The organism is Vibrio tubiashii, from assembly GCF_028551255.1.
Classification (GTDB): Bacteria; Pseudomonadota; Gammaproteobacteria; order Enterobacterales; family Vibrionaceae; genus Vibrio; species Vibrio tubiashii_B.
In genome coordinates, this window is the sequence record NZ_CP117030.1 from 1,016,727 (window position 1) to 1,034,133 (window position 17,407).

At 44.9% G+C, this 17,407-nt stretch carries 14 protein-coding genes and 2 tRNA genes; 5 read left to right on the plus strand and 11 right to left on the minus strand.

The window, feature by feature from the left end; genetic code table 11:
- The first annotated feature begins 64 nt into the window (after positions 1-64).
- Positions 65-1,246: an alpha-hydroxyketone-type quorum-sensing autoinducer synthase gene (cqsA, locus tag LYZ37_RS20040; protein ID WP_272787317.1), complete on the plus strand. Its 1,182-nt coding sequence runs from the start codon at positions 65-67 to the stop codon at positions 1,244-1,246.
- A gap of 55 nt (positions 1,247-1,301) precedes the next feature.
- Here the strand turns inward: cqsA and LYZ37_RS20045 are convergent, their stop codons facing one another.
- The 4 genes from LYZ37_RS20045 to LYZ37_RS20060 form a co-directional block, all read right to left on the minus strand.
- Positions 1,302-3,356 (minus strand): hybrid sensor histidine kinase/response regulator, encoded by a 2,055-nt coding sequence (locus tag LYZ37_RS20045; RefSeq protein WP_272787318.1) that lies wholly within the window; start codon positions 3,354-3,356, stop codon positions 1,302-1,304.
- A 196-nt stretch (positions 3,357-3,552) separates the two neighbouring features.
- Entirely contained in the window at positions 3,553-6,600 is a 3,048-nt protein-coding gene (locus tag LYZ37_RS20050; protein ID WP_272787319.1) for an AAA family ATPase, read from the minus strand.
- An 8-nt stretch (positions 6,601-6,608) separates the two neighbouring features.
- Entirely contained in the window at positions 6,609-7,739 is a 1,131-nt protein-coding gene (locus LYZ37_RS20055) for an exonuclease SbcCD subunit D (protein ID WP_272787320.1), read from the minus strand.
- Between the two features lie 104 nt (positions 7,740-7,843).
- A complete protein-coding gene (locus LYZ37_RS20060; protein WP_272787321.1) occupies positions 7,844-8,926 on the minus strand; it encodes a ketoacyl-ACP synthase III in 1,083 nt (360 codons plus the stop codon).
- Positions 8,927-9,073: 147 nt separating this feature from the next.
- Between LYZ37_RS20060 and trxC the strand changes: the two genes are divergently transcribed.
- Positions 9,074-9,508 (plus strand): thioredoxin TrxC, encoded by a 435-nt coding sequence (gene trxC, locus LYZ37_RS20065; RefSeq protein ID WP_272787322.1) that lies wholly within the window; start codon positions 9,074-9,076, stop codon positions 9,506-9,508.
- Between the two features lie 197 nt (positions 9,509-9,705).
- A complete protein-coding gene (locus LYZ37_RS20070; RefSeq protein ID WP_272787323.1) occupies positions 9,706-10,866 on the plus strand; it encodes an MFS transporter in 1,161 nt (386 codons plus the stop codon).
- A 24-nt stretch (positions 10,867-10,890) separates the two neighbouring features.
- On the opposite strand, the gene LYZ37_RS20075 is transcribed toward LYZ37_RS20070, so the two are convergent.
- On the minus strand, positions 10,891-11,286 hold the full coding sequence (locus LYZ37_RS20075; protein WP_272787324.1) for a nitrous oxide-stimulated promoter family protein: 396 nt from the start codon (positions 11,284-11,286) through the stop codon (positions 10,891-10,893).
- 2 nt (positions 11,287-11,288) lie between these two features.
- Positions 11,289-11,807, minus strand: a complete 519-nt coding sequence (locus tag LYZ37_RS20080) for a GNAT family N-acetyltransferase (RefSeq protein ID WP_272787325.1) — start codon at positions 11,805-11,807, stop codon at positions 11,289-11,291.
- Between the two features lie 110 nt (positions 11,808-11,917).
- Between LYZ37_RS20080 and LYZ37_RS20085 the strand changes: the two genes are divergently transcribed.
- Both LYZ37_RS20085 and LYZ37_RS20090 read left to right on the plus strand, forming a co-directional pair.
- The gene (locus tag LYZ37_RS20085) at positions 11,918-12,355 is read left to right on the plus strand and encodes a DUF4174 domain-containing protein (RefSeq protein WP_171323239.1); all 438 of its coding nucleotides are present in this window, start codon (positions 11,918-11,920) and stop codon (positions 12,353-12,355) included.
- A gap of 177 nt (positions 12,356-12,532) precedes the next feature.
- Entirely contained in the window at positions 12,533-13,195 is a 663-nt protein-coding gene (locus LYZ37_RS20090) for an outer membrane beta-barrel protein (RefSeq protein WP_004743126.1), read from the plus strand.
- A gap of 116 nt (positions 13,196-13,311) precedes the next feature.
- On the opposite strand, the gene LYZ37_RS20095 is transcribed toward LYZ37_RS20090, so the two are convergent.
- From LYZ37_RS20095 to LYZ37_RS20115, 5 genes are all read right to left on the minus strand, one after another.
- A tRNA-Cys gene (locus LYZ37_RS20095) sits at positions 13,312-13,385 on the minus strand.
- 45 nt (positions 13,386-13,430) lie between these two features.
- Positions 13,431-13,517, minus strand: a tRNA-Leu gene (locus tag LYZ37_RS20100).
- Between the two features lie 182 nt (positions 13,518-13,699).
- Entirely contained in the window at positions 13,700-14,029 is a 330-nt protein-coding gene (gene nirD / locus LYZ37_RS20105; protein ID WP_272787326.1) for a nitrite reductase small subunit NirD, read from the minus strand.
- The gene (nirB, locus tag LYZ37_RS20110; RefSeq protein ID WP_272787327.1) at positions 14,029-16,512 is read right to left on the minus strand and encodes a nitrite reductase large subunit NirB; all 2,484 of its coding nucleotides are present in this window, start codon (positions 16,510-16,512) and stop codon (positions 14,029-14,031) included. Before nirB ends, nirD begins: the two co-directional genes overlap by 1 nt.
- A 12-nt stretch (positions 16,513-16,524) precedes the next feature.
- Positions 16,525-17,397, minus strand: coding sequence for an ABC transporter ATP-binding protein (locus LYZ37_RS20115; RefSeq protein WP_239824630.1), 873 nt, complete (start codon positions 17,395-17,397; stop codon positions 16,525-16,527).
- Positions 17,398-17,407 lie beyond the last annotated feature (10 nt).

Genomic DNA, 17,407 nt, shown 5'->3' on the forward strand with positions numbered 1-17,407 from the left:
TCAACCATATTTATACATAGTTAGTCAGCTGGCGCTTACGACTAATAACTTAAGGCTATGTATTATGAATATGTTAACAACGCGATCTCGCCTGCCCGAGTTTATCGACAGACGAATCAACTACTATGTTTCTGACCTAATAAATAAAAAAGATAATGGTAGAAACCTAGTTTTAGGTAAGAAGCCGCACCCAGGTGATATCATTTTGCAAAGCAATGACTACCTTGCCCTAACCCATCACCCTAAAATCATAGACGCTCAAGTTAATTCATTGCTCTCCAAGAAAGACACGGCATTTATGTCTAATGTGTTTTTGCACAGTGATGGACTAGATAAAACGGTTGAGCACAATCTTGCAGAATACACTGGGTTTCAAACTTGTACCATTGCCCCATCGGGTTGGATTGCCAACATCGGCCTACTTCAAACCATCTGTGATTCACAAACCAATGTGTACATCGACTTCTTTGCCCATATGTCACTTTGGGAAGGGGCTCGCATTGCAGGTGCCAATATCCACCCCTTTATGCATAACAATGCCAAGCACCTTAGACGTTTAATCAAACGTAATGGTCCAGGTGTGGTTTTAATCGACTCCATATACAGTACGATTGGCACCATTGCACCGCTTCAGGAAATGGTCGCTTTAGCCAAAGAGCTAGATTGTGCGATAGTGGTCGATGAGTCCCACTCGGTCGGTGTTTACGGCCCTAAAGGTGCCGGATTGCTTCAAGAGCTCGGCCTCACTGATCAAGTCGACTTCATGACAGCCAGCCTAGCAAAAACATTTGCTTATCGCGCTGGTGCAGTATGGTGTAATAACTTAACTGGTCAAGTAGTCCCATACGTTTCATTTCCTTCCATCTTCAGCTCAGCCATGATGTCGTTCGAGCTAGATAGAATCGATGCCACATTAAGTGTCATTAAGGAAAGTGATCAATCCCGCAGGCGTCTTATGGAGTGTTCAGAGCAAGTCCGTGAAGGTCTAGCGAATATTGGCTATAACATTCGTAGTGAATCTCAGATAATTAGCTTAGAAACCGCTGAAAAAACCAATACACGTAAGGTAAGAGATTTTTTTGAAGACCACGGCGTATTCGGTTCTGTTTTCTGTACACCAGCCACGCCAGATAATAAAAACATCTTACGTTTATCTTTAAATAGCGCTTTATCTAATAGTGATATTGATAAGATTTTATCGGTAGCAAAGAAAGCCTACCAAAATAACGAACTTTATTTCGTATAAATATAAAAACGCCCCTTCTACATAGGGGCGCTATTATTTAAACACACCGTTTTGATTAGATATAATCCGCGACTTTATCAAGTAATTTAACTTTATCGACAGGCTTAATTAAGTATCCATTCATGCCTACTTGTTCAATTTTGGATAAAGTTTCTTTTCGATTATCACCAGTGTGGCCTAATATCGGTACGTTGGCATAGACTTCCTCTGACTCGCGAATCACCGTGGTTGTCTCTAAACCATTAAGCATTGGCATTTCTAGGTCCATCAATATCAAATCAACCTGTTCACTGCTCAGAACACTCAACACTTCATTGCCATCTCCGGCCTGAGAAACTTGGTAACCCTGCTTGTTGAGCAAGATAGTGGTTAACTGCCTCATCGATTCATTGTCATCGGCAATCAAGATACGCTTACCAACCACGGCAGGTGCTTTTTTCGGAATGAGGTTTCGATTAGGCTCAACGTTGCCAAACATAAGCGCATCGACCGACTGAGTGACATCAAGCAGAAATTGCGCTTTCTCTTTTGGATAGAATGTAAGGAAACGGCTGAATCGATTGTGATACTGGCCATCTTGAGCGAAAAGCATCACGATTTTTGCTTCAGTAAAGTGGAGCTTAGACTCCAACATTAGATACTCTTGCTCATTACATGTCTCTAGATCGAGTAGTATCAAATCGTACTCAAATTCGAACTCTTCCTTCCCCCGAGCCTGCTCAAAATCGACCACATCACACAGCGCACCTGTGTAGAAGGTAAACTCATTCAATTTACGCTTTACCGCTACATCACCACCAACATAAAGCATTGATTTGGTTCTTAGAATTTCTTGTTTTATTGAGGACACTTTTGGGGACTCATATCGAGGAAATTTAAGGGTAAAGCGTGTCCACTCTCCAAGTACCGACTCACATTTTATTCTGCCGCCAAATGCTTGCATGACACGTTTACAAAAAGGTAACCCAAGCCCGTAGCTTGAGGATTTTCCTGAGGTATAGAAATCTTGAAAGACAAACTCTAACTTATCTTTCTCTATCCCTACTCCGTTATCTTCAAAGTAGAGATAGTTGAACTCATCATCGCTCCTAATCGAAATCGCAATCTTAAACTCTTCACCATTCTGGTAATAGAGTGAGTTCTTTAGCAAGTTGTACAGCGCATACTTCAATAACGTATCGCTACCAAAGTAGTCAAAATCACTTTCGACATGTAAATTCACCACTTCTTTAGCGTGATCGCTCGGATAAGAGAAACTTGCCAGTGATTCTCTTGTAATCTGCTCTACAGAATAAGATCGAAACGTTGAGTGTGATACTCGACTCTGGTCAATGGAGGTAAGCAATAAATCTATCGCTTCGTTACCATTGCGTATGACTTCATCCGCTCCTGAAAGCACCTCTTTCATGCGCTCAATATCATGCTTGTCGATCTCTGCCTTGTCTCCTTTAATCGTCTTGATTGAAGGTAAAGACGAGTCGAGTACGTCTACCGATGCTTTAAGCGCGCTTAACGGATTACGCATTTCATGAGCGATACCTGCGCCAAATGATTTGGCAATTGAGACTTTCGATTCATGCTCCACTTGGTTGCGGAAATAGAACAAATTACCGAACACATAGGTAAACAAGAAAATCGGAATGTAAGGCCAAATGACGACCACTTCAGTCTCAACTTTGGCAGGCGCGTGCTCTAGCCCATAGCTAAACAAGTAGGCCGCTACAATGGCAACCATTGCCTGCAGCAACATAATACGAGTCTCATGGACTAATAACACATGAAGAAAGATCGAAGACATGAAGGACATTGCCCATACTGTCGACCATTCATTCATAAACATCATAAACGAGAAAAAGAACGGTAGGCAGATGGTGATTGTCACCAAGTAGTAATAAGGCAAATACCGTTTCAGTAGAGGAGGCGTATATTTTCTTAACGCCAGCCCTAACAGCAGCATGGCGCAAAAAAACCTCAAGGGCCCATTTTCATAGGGCTGCGGGTACATGTAAGACCAAATGTAGAAGTATGCAGGAAAGCCGAAGAAGCCCATCCACCCGACTAACTCAAGGTTGGGATCTGCGTACTGATAAATCTTCTTTACTACATTCATGCATTACAACCGCTACGCGCAACTTCCTTATCGCCTAGAGCACCAATAAAGCACCTTAAGCCCCCATTAAAAGAATATATCTGCTAGGCAAAAAAGAGTTGCCTGCCAACTGTCATCAATTCGATGCTCTTAACATAATTCATTGTTATAGATTGAGCATACGCAACATAGTGAACTATGTAAATTTTAGCCTGCTCTACGCATGCATACCAACTAATTGAATACGGCTACCCAATCTGGACGCTTCGACATCAATTCTTAAAGGCATTTGCTCTTTAAGTTCAGTAACATGAGATATTAAGCCAATCATACGCCCTGCTTGTTGCAAATCGATCAGTGTTTGAATCGCTAAATCCAACGACTCTGGGTCCAAGCTACCAAACCCTTCATCGATAAACAGAGTATCAAGCTTAATGCCGCCACTGTATGACTGAACCACATCAGATAAGCCCAGCGCTAGAGCAAGTGCCGCCATGAACGACTCTCCACCAGATAAGGTGGCAACATCACGCGTTTTTCCGGTGTAGCCATCTTCGACACTCAAATCGAGCCCGCGACCTGCCGCACCTTTGAAGCCTTCTGTCTTACGGACCAGTTGATAACGCCCTTTGCTCATCATATTTAAACGTTGAGAGGCTTGAATCAGTACATCATCAAGCAGCACGCCGAGAACAAATCTGTGTAGACTGACTCTACTGCCCGTTTTGCCACTTGCTACGTCATAAAGCGTGCCGTAGACCTTGTACTCTGCTTCTAAGCGCTGATTTTTATCATGCAGGCTATTGATATCTTTTTGCACCTTTTCAAGGCGCTCTGTCACTGAATGTACTCTATCTAACAAACCTCGACATTCGCGGTATTTTATCTCTGCGCCATCCAATTCAGTTTGTTTTTTATCAATATCTGGCTTTTCAATGTCATTTAACTGCTCATTGAGGTCTTTAACAGACTGTTCTAACTGAGTAGCAGTCTGAACATATTCATTTATTTGCGCTTGCCATTGATCATATTGTTGCGGCTCTATGCGAGCTTCAAGAAACTGCTGTTGCGAATCTAATACAGAGAGTTCTAGCTGACACTGCCACTCTTTGTCCGCTTGTTGACTGTGTACTTTTCCATCTTCGAGCAACTGAGTCGTTGAGCTTCTTTCCGTTTCAATAGCAACAAGCGCTAATTTCGCCTGTTTCGCCGATTGTTGAGCCTTTTCTAACGCCTGACTGAGCTGTGTAATGTTCGCTTTTTGACCGAGGTATTGGCGCTCGACCACATCAACTGAGATGTATTGTGGATCAATAACTGAGGATACTTTTTCAAGTTGCTGGTTTTGAACACTTATCGCTGAGTCATTTGCAGAAATTAACGATTTCAGTTCATTGATTTTTGCTTCACCATTGGTGCAGCGTTGAGTCAGCTCTTGAACGGTCTTTTCCATCTTATCAAGATCAATCGCCGCTAATACGTCTAACCTCGCCTTCTGCTGGGCTATCTCTTGCTGTAGTTGCTCAACGCTCATAGCAGCGCCTTCACCTAACTCGCACTGTAACTCTTTAATGTGCTTGTCTTGAGCCACTATTGTCGCTTGCTGTTGTTCCAGTGCCGTCGTTTGTCGGTTTAATTCTTCAATCGCACTGCGTTCTTGCTGTCGTGCGGCTTGCACCGACTCTTTAGAAACAGGCTCACCTTGAAACATGGCAGGTGAAGGGTGCTCTTGGCTACCACACACAGGGCACGGCGAGCCTTTTTCCAGCTTTTGAGCCAAGAATGCAGCTTGCGAGTTGTGCCAACTCAATTCTTGTTCAATGGCGTATTTTTGCTTCTCAGCAACATCTTTTTTCGCCTTCTCGACTTGTTCTGTAAGTGGTACAAGCATTTTCTGTAGTCGAGCAAGTTCGGCGGTTTGGGCGGCAAGCTTATTAAGATCATCAAGCAGACGCTGATTGCTTAATAGACCGGCTTCTAAGCTTGATTTCTCAGTCAGATCTTTGCGCGCTTGTTCAAGTCCGCTGGCACCTGATTCGGCCTCTTTCTGCAGTTGCTGCCTAAGCTCATTGTATTGGATAAGCTTTTTATCATAATCAATTCGAATGGTATTTAACGCGCCAATGCTTTTCTCTAGTTCCGCTTTCTCAATCAGTTTTGCTTTAACCTGATCCAGTTTAAACAAGGCTTCAGTGAGCATAGGGACTTGTTGTGCGTTCTCATCGGCACTTTTAAGTAGCTGTTCTTCGTGATGGGAAGCCTTTTCTGCTGCTAGATGTTGCGCTTGTAGAGCCTCTAGCTTGGTTTGTAGATCTACTACCTGTTTCACGCTTGACTGCATGTTAGCGTAGGCCACTTCTAGATGGCTCGCGCTCTTAGCCAGCTTTAGCTTAGACTCCAGCTCGCTAATCTGCGCCTTGTTCTCTAGATGAGATTGCTGAGTCGCCACTGTCGAAGCGCGTTTGTTAAATAACTCATTGAGCGATTTAGCTTTGTTTAGCTCACTCTTTACGAGATTGAGAGCCTCTAACTCCTTCGCCTCAACGCTTTTCGCTTGTTCGAGTTCACTATGAGAATAAATTAATCGCTCTTGCAATTCCTGCTCGGTAGACACTTCAGCCACTTGCAAGGCACCGCGGATTTGATTGTCGAATTCATCTTTAGCCTTGCTAATCGCACTGGCTTTATCTTTCAACGCAAATTCAATTTTCTTATACACGTCAGTCTGGAATAACTGACCAAAAATCGCTTCACGTTCTTTTGATGAAGCGAGCAGCAGCTCCCTGAACTTGCCCTGAGGCAACACCATAACCTGTCGGAACTGGGTTTCATTTAATCCAAGTAAGTTAGCAACCTCATTTTTAACCTGAGCCGTTTTACTTGTAATTAGGACTTCATCATCGGTAATTTCATACAAGGAGGCAGTATGTTTGCGCGTTGTCAGACCTTCACCACGTGCTTTCGGTGCTTCTTGCTCAGGCGCGCGAGTAACTCGATACTGTTTGCCGTTTAAGGAAAATTCCAGAGTCACTTCTGTCAATAAATTTGTTGCAGCTTGGTCGCAGCGCATTTGATTGCCCTGACGCTCATTGCCCGTTGTTTCGCCATACAAGGCGAAGCAAATCGCATCGAGTATTGACGTTTTTCCGGAGCCCGTTGGCCCATTGATAAGAAAAAGTGGATTAGAGCCTAACTGGGTAAAATCGATTTGTTCTGTTTTAGCAAAAGGGCCAAAAGCCTGCATTGTTAATTTAATTGGTTTCATGATCTGGCCTATTGCTCACTAAGTTGCTTGATGATGTCTGTGATGGCTTTGTCTTGCTCTTCACTGAGCTGGCTATCTTGTGCTTCAGCAAAGAAATCGCGAAACATATCAACTTCACTGCGCGCTAACTTGGCCGCTGCCATTTGCTGTTCAACGCCCACCAGCATGCCTGGCTTTTCAAGATGCAACACATTTGGGTAGACAGCTCTTAGCTTCTCCATAGGGTTTAAGATTGCGTGCCTATCCATTAATCGAACCAGTAAATAGTCGTGGCTGTTAGGGTCGGTTTTACCTTGGGCAATGATTTCATCCAACTCCCCTTCGATTATGCGCATTTCGTGGGGGGCACTGAGGTCAATATGGGTTGCTGACTTAAAACCCGATTCATCAAGCTCAACTAGTGTCATGCCTTTCTTTTGGTGCTGCTCTGAAAAACTGTATTTCATTAACGAGCCTGAGTAACGGATGTACTCTTCACCTTTCTTCTGCGGCTGATGAAGATGCCCAAGGGCAACATAATCAAACGGAGTAAAGTGTTCGTGGCTCACGCGGTCCGAGCCACCAATAGACAGTGGCCTTTCTGACTCTGACTCAATCGCGCCATCAACAAAGCAGTGAGAAATCAGCACATTGGTCGCATTAGGGTCAAGCGTGGCAATAATCTCATCACACAGCAGCTTATGCGCATCATCGTGGGTAGATACAGGCTGCTTAAAGTGGTGGCGCACAAGCTCCGGGTCATTGTAAGGCATGCCATAAAAGCGCACTGTACCCATATCTGTTTTCAGCTCAACCGGTGTCAGCATATCTTGAAAGTTAGCGATGATATGAAGCCCTGACTCTGCCATTTGCTGAGAGCCAAAGCCTAAGCGCTCTGCTCCGTCATGATTGCCTGGGATTAAAATTATCGGCAGCTTTAATTCGCCGCACACTCGACTTACAAACTGATTCATCAATTCAATGGCTGCGGTGGGAGGAACCGAGCGATCGTAGACATCTCCCGCGATAACCAGAGCATCAACTGGGTTGGATTGAATGTATTCAATGATCTGTTCGAGAACGACTTTTTGATCATCTAAAAGAGAAACATTGTGAAATTGACGACCGAGGTGCCAGTCAGAAGTGTGGAGGAATTTCATGTAAGCCCAGTGTATTTCTAGGGTCTGTTGACCTTTTGCGGTTAAATTTTGTTCGAGATAAAAAGTCGCACCGAGTGTGCGACTTTTGTACTTAAATTATCGAGTTATGGACGATTCTTACAATGTTCAACGGCATCTTTTACAAGCTCCAACGCCGATAGTTCACATTCTGGAAGCTGGGCATCGCTCTTACCTAGCGGCGTGACTCGCTCGCCCCATTTTAGGTGGCAAGCCCCCCAAGTTAATCCAGCACCGAATGCAGCAAGTAGCAAGTTATCACCCGGCTTAACGAAGCCCTGCTCTAACGATTCACATAGCGCAATTGGCACAGTAGCAGCCGAAGTATTGCCATACTTTTGAATGTTCACAAAAGCCTTATCTTGGCTGATGCCTGAGAGATCGCACAAGGTTTGAATAATACGGATGTTCGCTTGATGTGGAATCACGACATCAACATCATCAGTAGAAAGCTCACTACGCGCCAATACATTTTGAGCCGCAGCTCCCATACCTTTTACTGCGCGCTTGAAGATCTCTTTACCAACAAAGTTGAAATCCCAATGACCATTATCAGCGGCAAACCTGTCCATGCAGGTACCAAACTTGGGTACTGCCAAAATATCTCGCCCTGCAGAATCACAGCCAAGTTGCGCGTTTTGTAGGCCAACCTGCTCTTCTGTTCTGGTTAAGACAACCGCACCAGCGCCGTCACCAAACAAGACTGCGGTATCACGCATTGTCCAGTCGATGAAGAAAGACAGGCGTTCAGCACCAATCACAATTGCGTTTCTGTAATTGCCAGCTTGTATTAGGCGAGTTGCAGTTTCTAAGCCATAGACAAAGCCTGTACAGGCTGCATTTAAATCAAACGCAGCCGCCGCTGCAATCCCTAAATTTTGCGCGACTTTTGAAGCGGCATTTGGAATCAGTGAGTCGGGTGAACAAGTGGCAAGAATAATTAAGTCAATCTCATCTGCACTTTTACCAGCACAAGCAAGTGCATGTTGCGCTGCGACCGTCGCCATATCAGATGTGTTTACATGGCTAATGCGTCGATTTTCAATTCCGGTACGAGTGCGGATCCACTCATCAGAAGTATCTAGAAAAGTACTTAGGTCTTCATTGGAAAGCGTTGCGGGAGGTAGGCATTTTCCCCAACCAGTAATTTCTGCATAGAAATTTTTCATTTAGAGCCTTTAATTTAGTTATTTGTATCTCTTGGTATAAACAGAGTATAACTAGCAGCGACAGTCACTGTCATCTCCAACTACCCAAATGACTTCAAGATAGAGGTTATTGGCAAATATAAAACAATAGAAAATGAGAGAGATATCATGTCTACCTTCAACACGCGTTGCCCATCTTGCTCAGGCGTTAATCGTGTGCCATCAGAACGCATTTCTGAAGCACCAACTTGTGGAAGATGTAAAAGCCTTCTTTTAGACGGAGCTCCTGTAGAAGGAACTGAGAGCAATTTTGAGTCAATACTAAACAGTGATACACCTGTTGTGGTCGATTTCTGGGCCCCGTGGTGTAATCCATGCGTTGGGTTTGCGCCAGTATTTTCTGACGTTGCAGCAGAGAGGACAAAAGATGTTCGATTTGTAAAAATTGATACCGAAAGCCAGCAAAACCTCGCGGCTAAATATCAAATTAGAAGCATTCCTACCGTTATGGTCTTCAAAAATGGCAAAAGAGTCGATGTAATAAATGGCGCACTTCCCAAAGGCCAGTTTGATCAATGGCTTAATCAAGCTCTAGCCAAATAAAGGCCTTCATACTTATCTAGTTTAAAGTGGGAAAATGTGTACATTTACTCGCTTTTTACTTTGATTTATTCATCCAATATGACGATAAATATTCTTTATCGTCATGGTCAAAAGTTTTCGTTTTACCTTTCATCTGTTTCACTCCATAGTCGCGCCGAAATTTGTTCAGTTTTACGACAACTAAAGAGGCCACGACATTGGAAAATACCCTTCAACCTGCTCCAAAAGCTCGCATTTCTGTACCGGTTATTGCGCTTGCTCTTTATGCGGTCGCGTCGGGATATTTGATGAGCTTAATTCCTTTGATGCTTTCTGAGTATAACTTAGATTCATCGTTGGCTAGTTGGCTCGCCAGTGTTTTCTACGCGGGGCTATTGATTGGCGCAGCTGGCATCGAACCTTTGGTTAAAAAAGTGGGCCACCGTAATGCCTTTGTATGGTGTTTAGTGGCGTTTATTACCACCATTATGGTTTTACCAATGGTCGCTCATGCCACAGTTTGGCTTGTTGCTCGTTTTATCGCGGGTGTTGCTGTCGCAGGCGTGTTTGTTATTGTTGAGTCTTGGCTACTACACGGCGACGAAAGCGCACGAGCGAAAAGACTGGGCCTTTATATGGGTTCTCTTTACGGTGGTAGCGCAATTGGTCAGCTAGGTATTGGCACTATCGGCGTCTCTGGTGGTGTACCATTTATCGCTATCGTTACCTTATTGCTACTCGCGGTTGTGGTACTTGTATTTGGTGACAGCGACCAACCGGAAAGTGAGCATAGCACACCACTGTCACTAAAGCAGATCAGCAAGTTGAATCATGCCGCGATCATTGGTTGTGTGGTTTCTGGTCTCACTCTCGGTGCAATTTACGGATTGATGCCAGTTGAGCTGCAAAATCGTGGCATTGAACATAGCGATATTGGTGGCCTAATGGCGGTCGTCATTCTAGGTGGTATGGCTGTACAACCAATTGTACCTTGGTTGTCTAAATTCCTTGGGCGCACCCTACTTATGGCTCTGTTCTGTCTACTAGGCGTAGCAGCAATTACGTTCACCTCAATGGTCACTGGGCTACAAGCATTGGGAATGGGACTATTTTTATTAGGTACGGCGACTTTCGCTCTATACCCAGTCGCGATTAACCTTGGTTGCGACAAACTTGATGCTAACTACATAGTGTCTGCCACTCAGGTGATGTTGTTTAGCTACAGTATTGGCTCTGTCGCTGGACCAGTGGCAGCGGACTGGTTTATGGCAGGCTCTCAAGGTTTAATGGGCTATCTATTTGCGGCACTTCTTGCGACTTGTATCTACATGCTAATCGCGAGCATCAAGACCAAGCATCAAGCGGTTGCTGGGGAATAACAGCCAACTCGTGTTAAGGGACGCTTATTGCGTCCCTTTTTCTTCGAGCTTTCTCTGATGTCTGTTTGACGCGCCAGCTTCGGGCTTTTCAGGAACGGGTTTGCGTTCATGAAGTAGATGGCGAATAGCCAAAATCGGATGCGGCAGCAACATTCTTGGTCCGGAATATCTCATGACTTGGCGCATCTGCTCTTTCTGTTCGGCTTTGTAACAATGAATCGGGCATTGATTACAGGTGGGCTTACTCTGCCCGTAGGGACAACGATCTAATTTAGTTTCAGCATATTCAAGCAAGCTTTGGCAATCATTGCACAGCCCATTCTTGGTGTCATGGTGCGCGCGGCAATAAATAAACATCATTGCACGAACCGTTTTGAATTCGGTCAGCAGTTCACCACGAAGAATATTTGAAACAGCCATAGTTACTCTCGGCACAGACTCAGTTGGTACAACAGTAAGTCTACTGTATCACTCAACGTATCTTGAACTTTGACGTAGGTAAAACCAAGTTTAGATAGTAGAGCTCGACTTCCCTTATTGTCAGAAGTGGTAATCGCGACCAAATCTTCAATTTTATTGTTTTCACACGCGTAGTTGATGACCGCCTTTCCTGCTTCATACCCGAAGCCTTTGCCGTATGAGCTTGGCATAAACCCATAACCGATGTCGTAAGCGTCAAGTTCGGGCCTTTTGATTAAGCCACATACCCCAATCTTTTCACCACTCTCTGTGACTTCCACTAGCAATAGACAAACACCAAACTCTCTATGCATGCCCAGTATTTTTTCTTCAATGTACACTCTGGCGTCGCTTTCACTGCGGATGTTCTTGTCACCAATAAACTGCAAGAAGTCTTCGCTGTTGTAGAGTTCATGAATAAATGGGGCATCGTTAAGCTCAACCATTCTCAGCGTCAAACGCTCAGATTGCAGTGCACGCATGGCAAAATTTCCGTCTATTTTTGTCCGAGGCTTGAGCTTACCACCTACAATTAACGTAGAACATGTGTAACAAGCACATTTTTATAGGCCATCATCGGAGGATTGTCGTTATGCGTGCTGCACTGCTATTCACCATTGCGCTACTCAACTCAACCATGAGCTGGGCCTACCCTTCTTATTCCGCTGAATGGTCACACCGCAGCGTGATCTACTTTGCCCCTACCAATGACGAGCACGTAAAACAGTTTCTGTTGGAAACACTGATTAACGAATGTGAGCTTCAAGACAGAGACCTTATCACTCTAGTGGTCACTGAAGACGGCTTTAGTATGCCTAAATGGGTTAAGCATGAGTTTAACCTCAAGGCATTGTTCAATATGTATGATGTTAAGCCTGGCTCTCACACCGCAGTGTTAATCGGTAAAGATGGTGGAGAAAAGCTACGTTGGGGAAAACAAACAGACTGGGAGCATGTGAAACAAACCATCGACGTAATGCCGATGCGACGCTATGAAATGGCGCAGAAAGTCAGCCCTTGTTCTGCATGAAAAAGACTCTCTCCGCAACCTCTTATTCTAAAACCTTACGGTTTAATTATGAAAATTAATTAACAGAATATAAAATTTGACACAATTTGTTACGCCACATAAGATTCACGCCCTCAATAGGTGCTTATATAAAATTACAATCGCACTGATCACACATTCATAACTAAGATGTAAATAATGAATTTTAAACTCTCTATTGCTGCTCTTGCACTTCTAAGCGGCTCTTTCGCCGTGTCTGCACAAAACAACTGGTATGTTGGTTTTGATGCTCATTCAAGTAAACTAGACCTAGACTCTGAAGTTTCAGCATTCTCGACAATTAGCTCGGGCGCGAAGAACGCCGATGATAGCGGCGCAGGTCTTTCAATCATGCTTGGACGTAAGGTGAACGAATGGCTGGCTATCGAAGCAAACTTAAGCCACGATTACATCGACCTTCTAGACTATTCAAATTATTACGATATTGGCGGCGGTGCTCAAGGTTACGAATACCAGCTCCATGACGCTAGAATCTATTCGTTCGATCTTGGAGCTAAGATGAGCTATGCCACAGGCTTCGATCTGAACTTATACGCGAAACCCGGGATTGGATACACGCGTACGGAACTAGAACTGAATGGTGGCTCATCACATCCAGACATCAAAGGCGACAAAGATGTGACCAACAATAAAGTTCATTTCAACCTAGAACTCGGTGCTGAATACTTTTTCACAGACTCTTTTTCAGCCAACCTTGCTTACGAGCGTAAGTTTAATGCCGTCGATTTTTCAATCGAAGGATACAAATTTGGAGATATGGACCAAGACCGTATTAAAGGTGGCGTTCGCTACTACTTCTAACGCCTAAAATTGTTGATTGCACGGATAGACCTCGAAATTAGTGAGGTCTATCTAGGCGCGCTCAAATTTCAGATACAAAAAAACCAGCCTAAGCTGGTTACTTTCTCTTAAGAGAATGGAGGCGCGTCCCGGAGTCGAACCGAGGTCCACGGATTTGCAATCCGCTGCATAGCCACTCTGCCAACGCGCCTCAAATTGTGCTTTTTACCTAACTGGCTTTAGCCAGAAAAGTAGATGGTGCCCCGGGCCGGACTTGAACCGGCACAGCGCGAACGCCGAGGGATTTTAAATCCCTTGTGTCTACCAATTCCACCACCAGGGCAACGCTAAAAGCGATGGTACACCATCATTCCCACAAACAATGTCGCGAGAACGAGGTGTACTTTAACGGAATAAATTTTCCGGTCAATCAATTAATTTCTATTTTTGTTCAAATGGTTAAAAAGAACACCGCATCGACCAACATACCGTCAATACGGCGGTTTTATCAGCGCGATGGTTCTATTAAAGTGATAATGTTACAACGCCCTGCTCTACTTCTACCGGGTAAACCGTTAATTTTATTGTTGGCTCTTCCACACACACGCCAGTAATGAGATTGAAGTGCTGCTTGTAAAGTGGAGAAGCAACACATAATTCACCATTAATATCCCCGACTATCCCTCGGCAAAGCACATAGGCTTTACCAATTGGATCCCAGTTCTGGATAGCGAAAACACCTTGATTGGGAATGTAGAACACTGCAACTTGTTCACCGTCTATCAGAGCGCCTCGACCTTGGTAAGGTGAAAGATCCGATAGTCTGCATATTTCTAGTTTCTCAGTGACTTCCATTAGACTTCCTCCTTCACTGGAATGCGTTGCCCGCGTACTCTTTGATAAGGAAGAACTTGGCTAGCTTCTTCTGCATTAATAAACGGTTTGAACTTAACCAGTTTGTCACTGTTTTCGAGCGTGCTCTTCCATTCACATTGGTAGGTATCAACAACATGTTGCATCTGAGCTTCAAGCGAATCAGCAATACTCAGTGAGTCTTCAATCACCACTTGTTTTAAGTAGTCTAAGCCACCTTCTAGATTTTCCATCCATACCGAGGTTCTTTGTAAACGATCCGCCGTTCGAACGTAGAACATCAAGACACGATCAATTAACGCGACCAGTTCTGCTTTAGACAGGTCAGAGGCAATTAGGTCAGCATGTCTTGGCCTCATGCCTCCGTTACCACACACATAAAGATTCCAGCCGTTCTCAGTGGCGATGACGCCAATATCTTTACTTTGTGCTTCAGCACATTCACGGGTACACCCGGATACTGCGAACTTGATTTTGTGCGGTGCGCGCAGCCCCTTGTAACGATTTTCCAATTCGATTGCTAAGCCAACCGAGTCATCGACGCCATAGCGACACCAAGTCGAACCAACGCAGGATTTAACCGTTCTGAGTGACTTACCATACGCGTGGCCGGTTTCAAATCCCGCATCAATTAGCGCTTGCCAGATATCCGGTAGCTGTTCGACTTGCGCACCAAACAAATCAACACGCTGACCACCCGTTATCTTGGTGTATAGGTCATACTTCTTCGCCACTTCACCTAATGCGATCAACTTGTCGGGCGTGATTTCTCCCCCCGCCACTCTAGGAACAACCGAGTAAGAACCATCTTTTTGCAGGTTTGCCATAAAGGCATCGTTAGAATCTTGCAGCGAGCTGTGCTGGGGCTCCATGATGTGCTCATTCCATAACGAAGCAAACACTGATGCAGCGGTGGGTTTACAAAGATCGCAGCCGTGACCTTTACCGTGCTTCTCTATCAATGTATCAAAGTCTTTAATCTCTTCGACTTGGCAAATATGGAATAGCTCTTGGCGCGACAACTCAAAATGCTCACAGATATGATTGTTCACTTCGACACCCATCGCAGTCAGCTGAGCATCTAAGACACTTTTCACCATGTTGCTACAACCGCCACAACCTGTGCCTGCCTTGGTTTCAGCCTTGAGGGTGTCAAGATCATGAGCGCCAGCTTGTATTGCATTAACCAGATCACCTTTACTCACGTTGTGACACGAACAAATAATAGCGGTATCTGCCATTTCGCCATTAAGCATTCCCGTATCAAAAAGTAGGTTTGCCGCATGGTCAGGAAGGGTCGTTTCATTTAAATAGCATTGCAGTAAAGCGTCATAGTCTGAGTTATCCCCAACAAGAATGGCGCCTAGTAGCTTGGTTCCGCTCTCATCAACCACGAGTTTTTTATACACACCAGCAACCGCATCTTGCAGTACCATCTCCTGCGCGCCATCCGTCGCTTTATGCGCATCACCAATCGAAGCGACATCGACACCGAGTAGCTTCAACTTGGTGCTCATATCTGCACCGGTGAAGCCTGCGTTTTCACGACCAACGAGCTTATCGGCTACAACGCGAGCCATGGTATAACCCGGAGCCACCAATCCAAATATCTTCTCTTGCCAAAGCGCACATTCTCCAATAGCAAAAATGCTCTCATCACTGGTTCGGCATTGATCATCAATGACAATGCCGCCGCGCTCACCAATATTGATACCCGCCTGCCTAGCCAGTGCGTCTTGCGGTCTAATACCAGCTGAGAAGACAATGACGTCTACTTCGAGAGGGTCTGCGTCTTTAAACACCATCCGATGTTTTGCGCCTTCACCATCACAGATTTTTTCAGTTGCTGTGGAGGTATGAACCGTTAGACCTAGCTCTTCGATCTTCTCTTTCAGAACTAAGCCCGCACCATCATCAAGTTGAACAGGCATCAAACGCGGCGCGAATTCCACGACGTGAGTTTCCACCCCCAGCAGTTTCAAGGCGTTTGCAGCTTCTAAGCCGAGTAATCCACCACCAATGACAGCACCGGTTTTCGCGCCCTGACACGCTGTTTTTATTTCAGAAAGATCATCTAACGTTCGGTAAACGAAAATACTGTCTCTATCGTGACCTTCAATAAGCGGCACGAATGGATAAGAACCTGTTGCGAGCACGAGCTGATCGTATCCAATGACACTGTCCTCATCTAAAACTAAGCGCTTATTGTCCCGTTCGATTTTGGTTACTTGGCTACCTAGCATTAGCTCGATGCCATGTTTGCTGTACCACTCTTCACTGCTTAACATCAGATCTTGATGGCTGTTACCAGAGAAAAGCGATGAGAGTTGAACTCGGTCATAGGCGATAAAACGCTCTTCACCAATCACCGTAATACGCATTTCAAGGTGAGCACCTCGTTCAACAAGCTGAGCAACAAGGTGATGCCCAACCATACCGTTACCGACGATTACTACATGTTCCATTGTCTGACTCCTTTATGCCGTCTTAGCGGGTACTTCGAGCTCTTTCTGCTCGGTACTTTTAGGTTGAGTACTGGGTTTAGACTGCTTTTCATACAAGAAACGCAGCACTGACTGACGGTATTTCTGATACTGCGGGTCATCGGCAAGCGCAACACGGTTACGTGGGCGGGGCAAATCAATCTCCAACACCTCGCCAATGGTTGCAGCAGGGCCATTAGTCATCATCACAATCTTGTCTGAAAGCAGTACCGCTTCATCCACATCATGGGTAATCATAATGACGGTATTGTTCAGCTCGGCTTGGATTTTCATCAGAGAGTCTTGCAGATGAGCGCGTGTTAGTGCATCAAGCGCGCCAAAGGGTTCATCCATCAAAAGGACTTTTGGTTGAAGGGCAAGCGCGCGGGCAATACCGACTCGCTGCTTCATACCACCAGAGATTTCATCAGGCTTTTTATCCGCAGCGTGAGACATTTGAATCAAGTCGAGATAATGTTCGACCTGCTCTTTGATCCACTGTTTAGAGCTTTGTTCAGAAGTGGTGGTTTGAGACAACTGGCTTTGTGCAATCTGCTTTACTGCCAGCTCTACATTTTGATAAACCGTTAACCAAGGCAACAACGAATGATTCTGAAACACGACAGCGCGCTCTGGCCCTGGCCCACTGACCTCACGGCCATCAACAATCACTCCGCCATCCGTAGGCAGGTGAAGACCCGCCACTAGATTAAGTACTGTCGATTTTCCGCAACCTGAGTGTCCAATCAGCGAAATAAACTCGCCTTTATTAATCTGAAGATTGACGTTTTTTAGGGCGATAAATTCGCCATTCGGAGTTGGGAATCTCATCCCCAACTGAGTTAAATCGAGTAGTGCTTTAGACATAGGAAACTCC

Excerpts from the sequence above, each read along its gene's own strand:
- LYZ37_RS20080 (WP_272787325.1), bottom strand. The coding sequence starts at position 11,807 with ATGCGTGCACTGCAATCTGAGCGTTTGACGCTGAGAATGGTTGAGCTT.
- LYZ37_RS20115 (WP_239824630.1), bottom strand. The coding sequence starts at position 17,397 with ATGTCTAAAGCACTACTCGATTTAACTCAGTTGGGGATGAGATTCCCA.
- LYZ37_RS20085 (WP_171323239.1), top strand. The coding sequence starts at position 11,918 with ATGCGTGCTGCACTGCTATTCACCATTGCGCTACTCAACTCAACCATG.
- nirB (WP_272787327.1), bottom strand. The coding sequence starts at position 16,512 with ATGGAACATGTAGTAATCGTCGGTAACGGTATGGTTGGGCATCACCTT.
- LYZ37_RS20075 (WP_272787324.1), bottom strand. The coding sequence starts at position 11,286 with ATGGCTGTTTCAAATATTCTTCGTGGTGAACTGCTGACCGAATTCAAA.
- LYZ37_RS20055 (WP_272787320.1), bottom strand. The coding sequence starts at position 7,739 with ATGAAATTCCTCCACACTTCTGACTGGCACCTCGGTCGTCAATTTCAC.
- LYZ37_RS20090 (WP_004743126.1), top strand. The coding sequence starts at position 12,533 with ATGAATTTTAAACTCTCTATTGCTGCTCTTGCACTTCTAAGCGGCTCT.
- nirD (WP_272787326.1), bottom strand. The coding sequence starts at position 14,029 with ATGGAAGTCACTGAGAAACTAGAAATATGCAGACTATCGGATCTTTCA.
- LYZ37_RS20050 (WP_272787319.1), bottom strand. The coding sequence starts at position 6,600 with ATGAAACCAATTAAATTAACAATGCAGGCTTTTGGCCCTTTTGCTAAA.
- cqsA (WP_272787317.1), top strand. The coding sequence starts at position 65 with ATGAATATGTTAACAACGCGATCTCGCCTGCCCGAGTTTATCGACAGA.
- LYZ37_RS20045 (WP_272787318.1), bottom strand. The coding sequence starts at position 3,356 with ATGAATGTAGTAAAGAAGATTTATCAGTACGCAGATCCCAACCTTGAG.
- trxC (WP_272787322.1), top strand. The coding sequence starts at position 9,074 with ATGTCTACCTTCAACACGCGTTGCCCATCTTGCTCAGGCGTTAATCGT.
- LYZ37_RS20060 (WP_272787321.1), bottom strand. The coding sequence starts at position 8,926 with ATGAAAAATTTCTATGCAGAAATTACTGGTTGGGGAAAATGCCTACCT.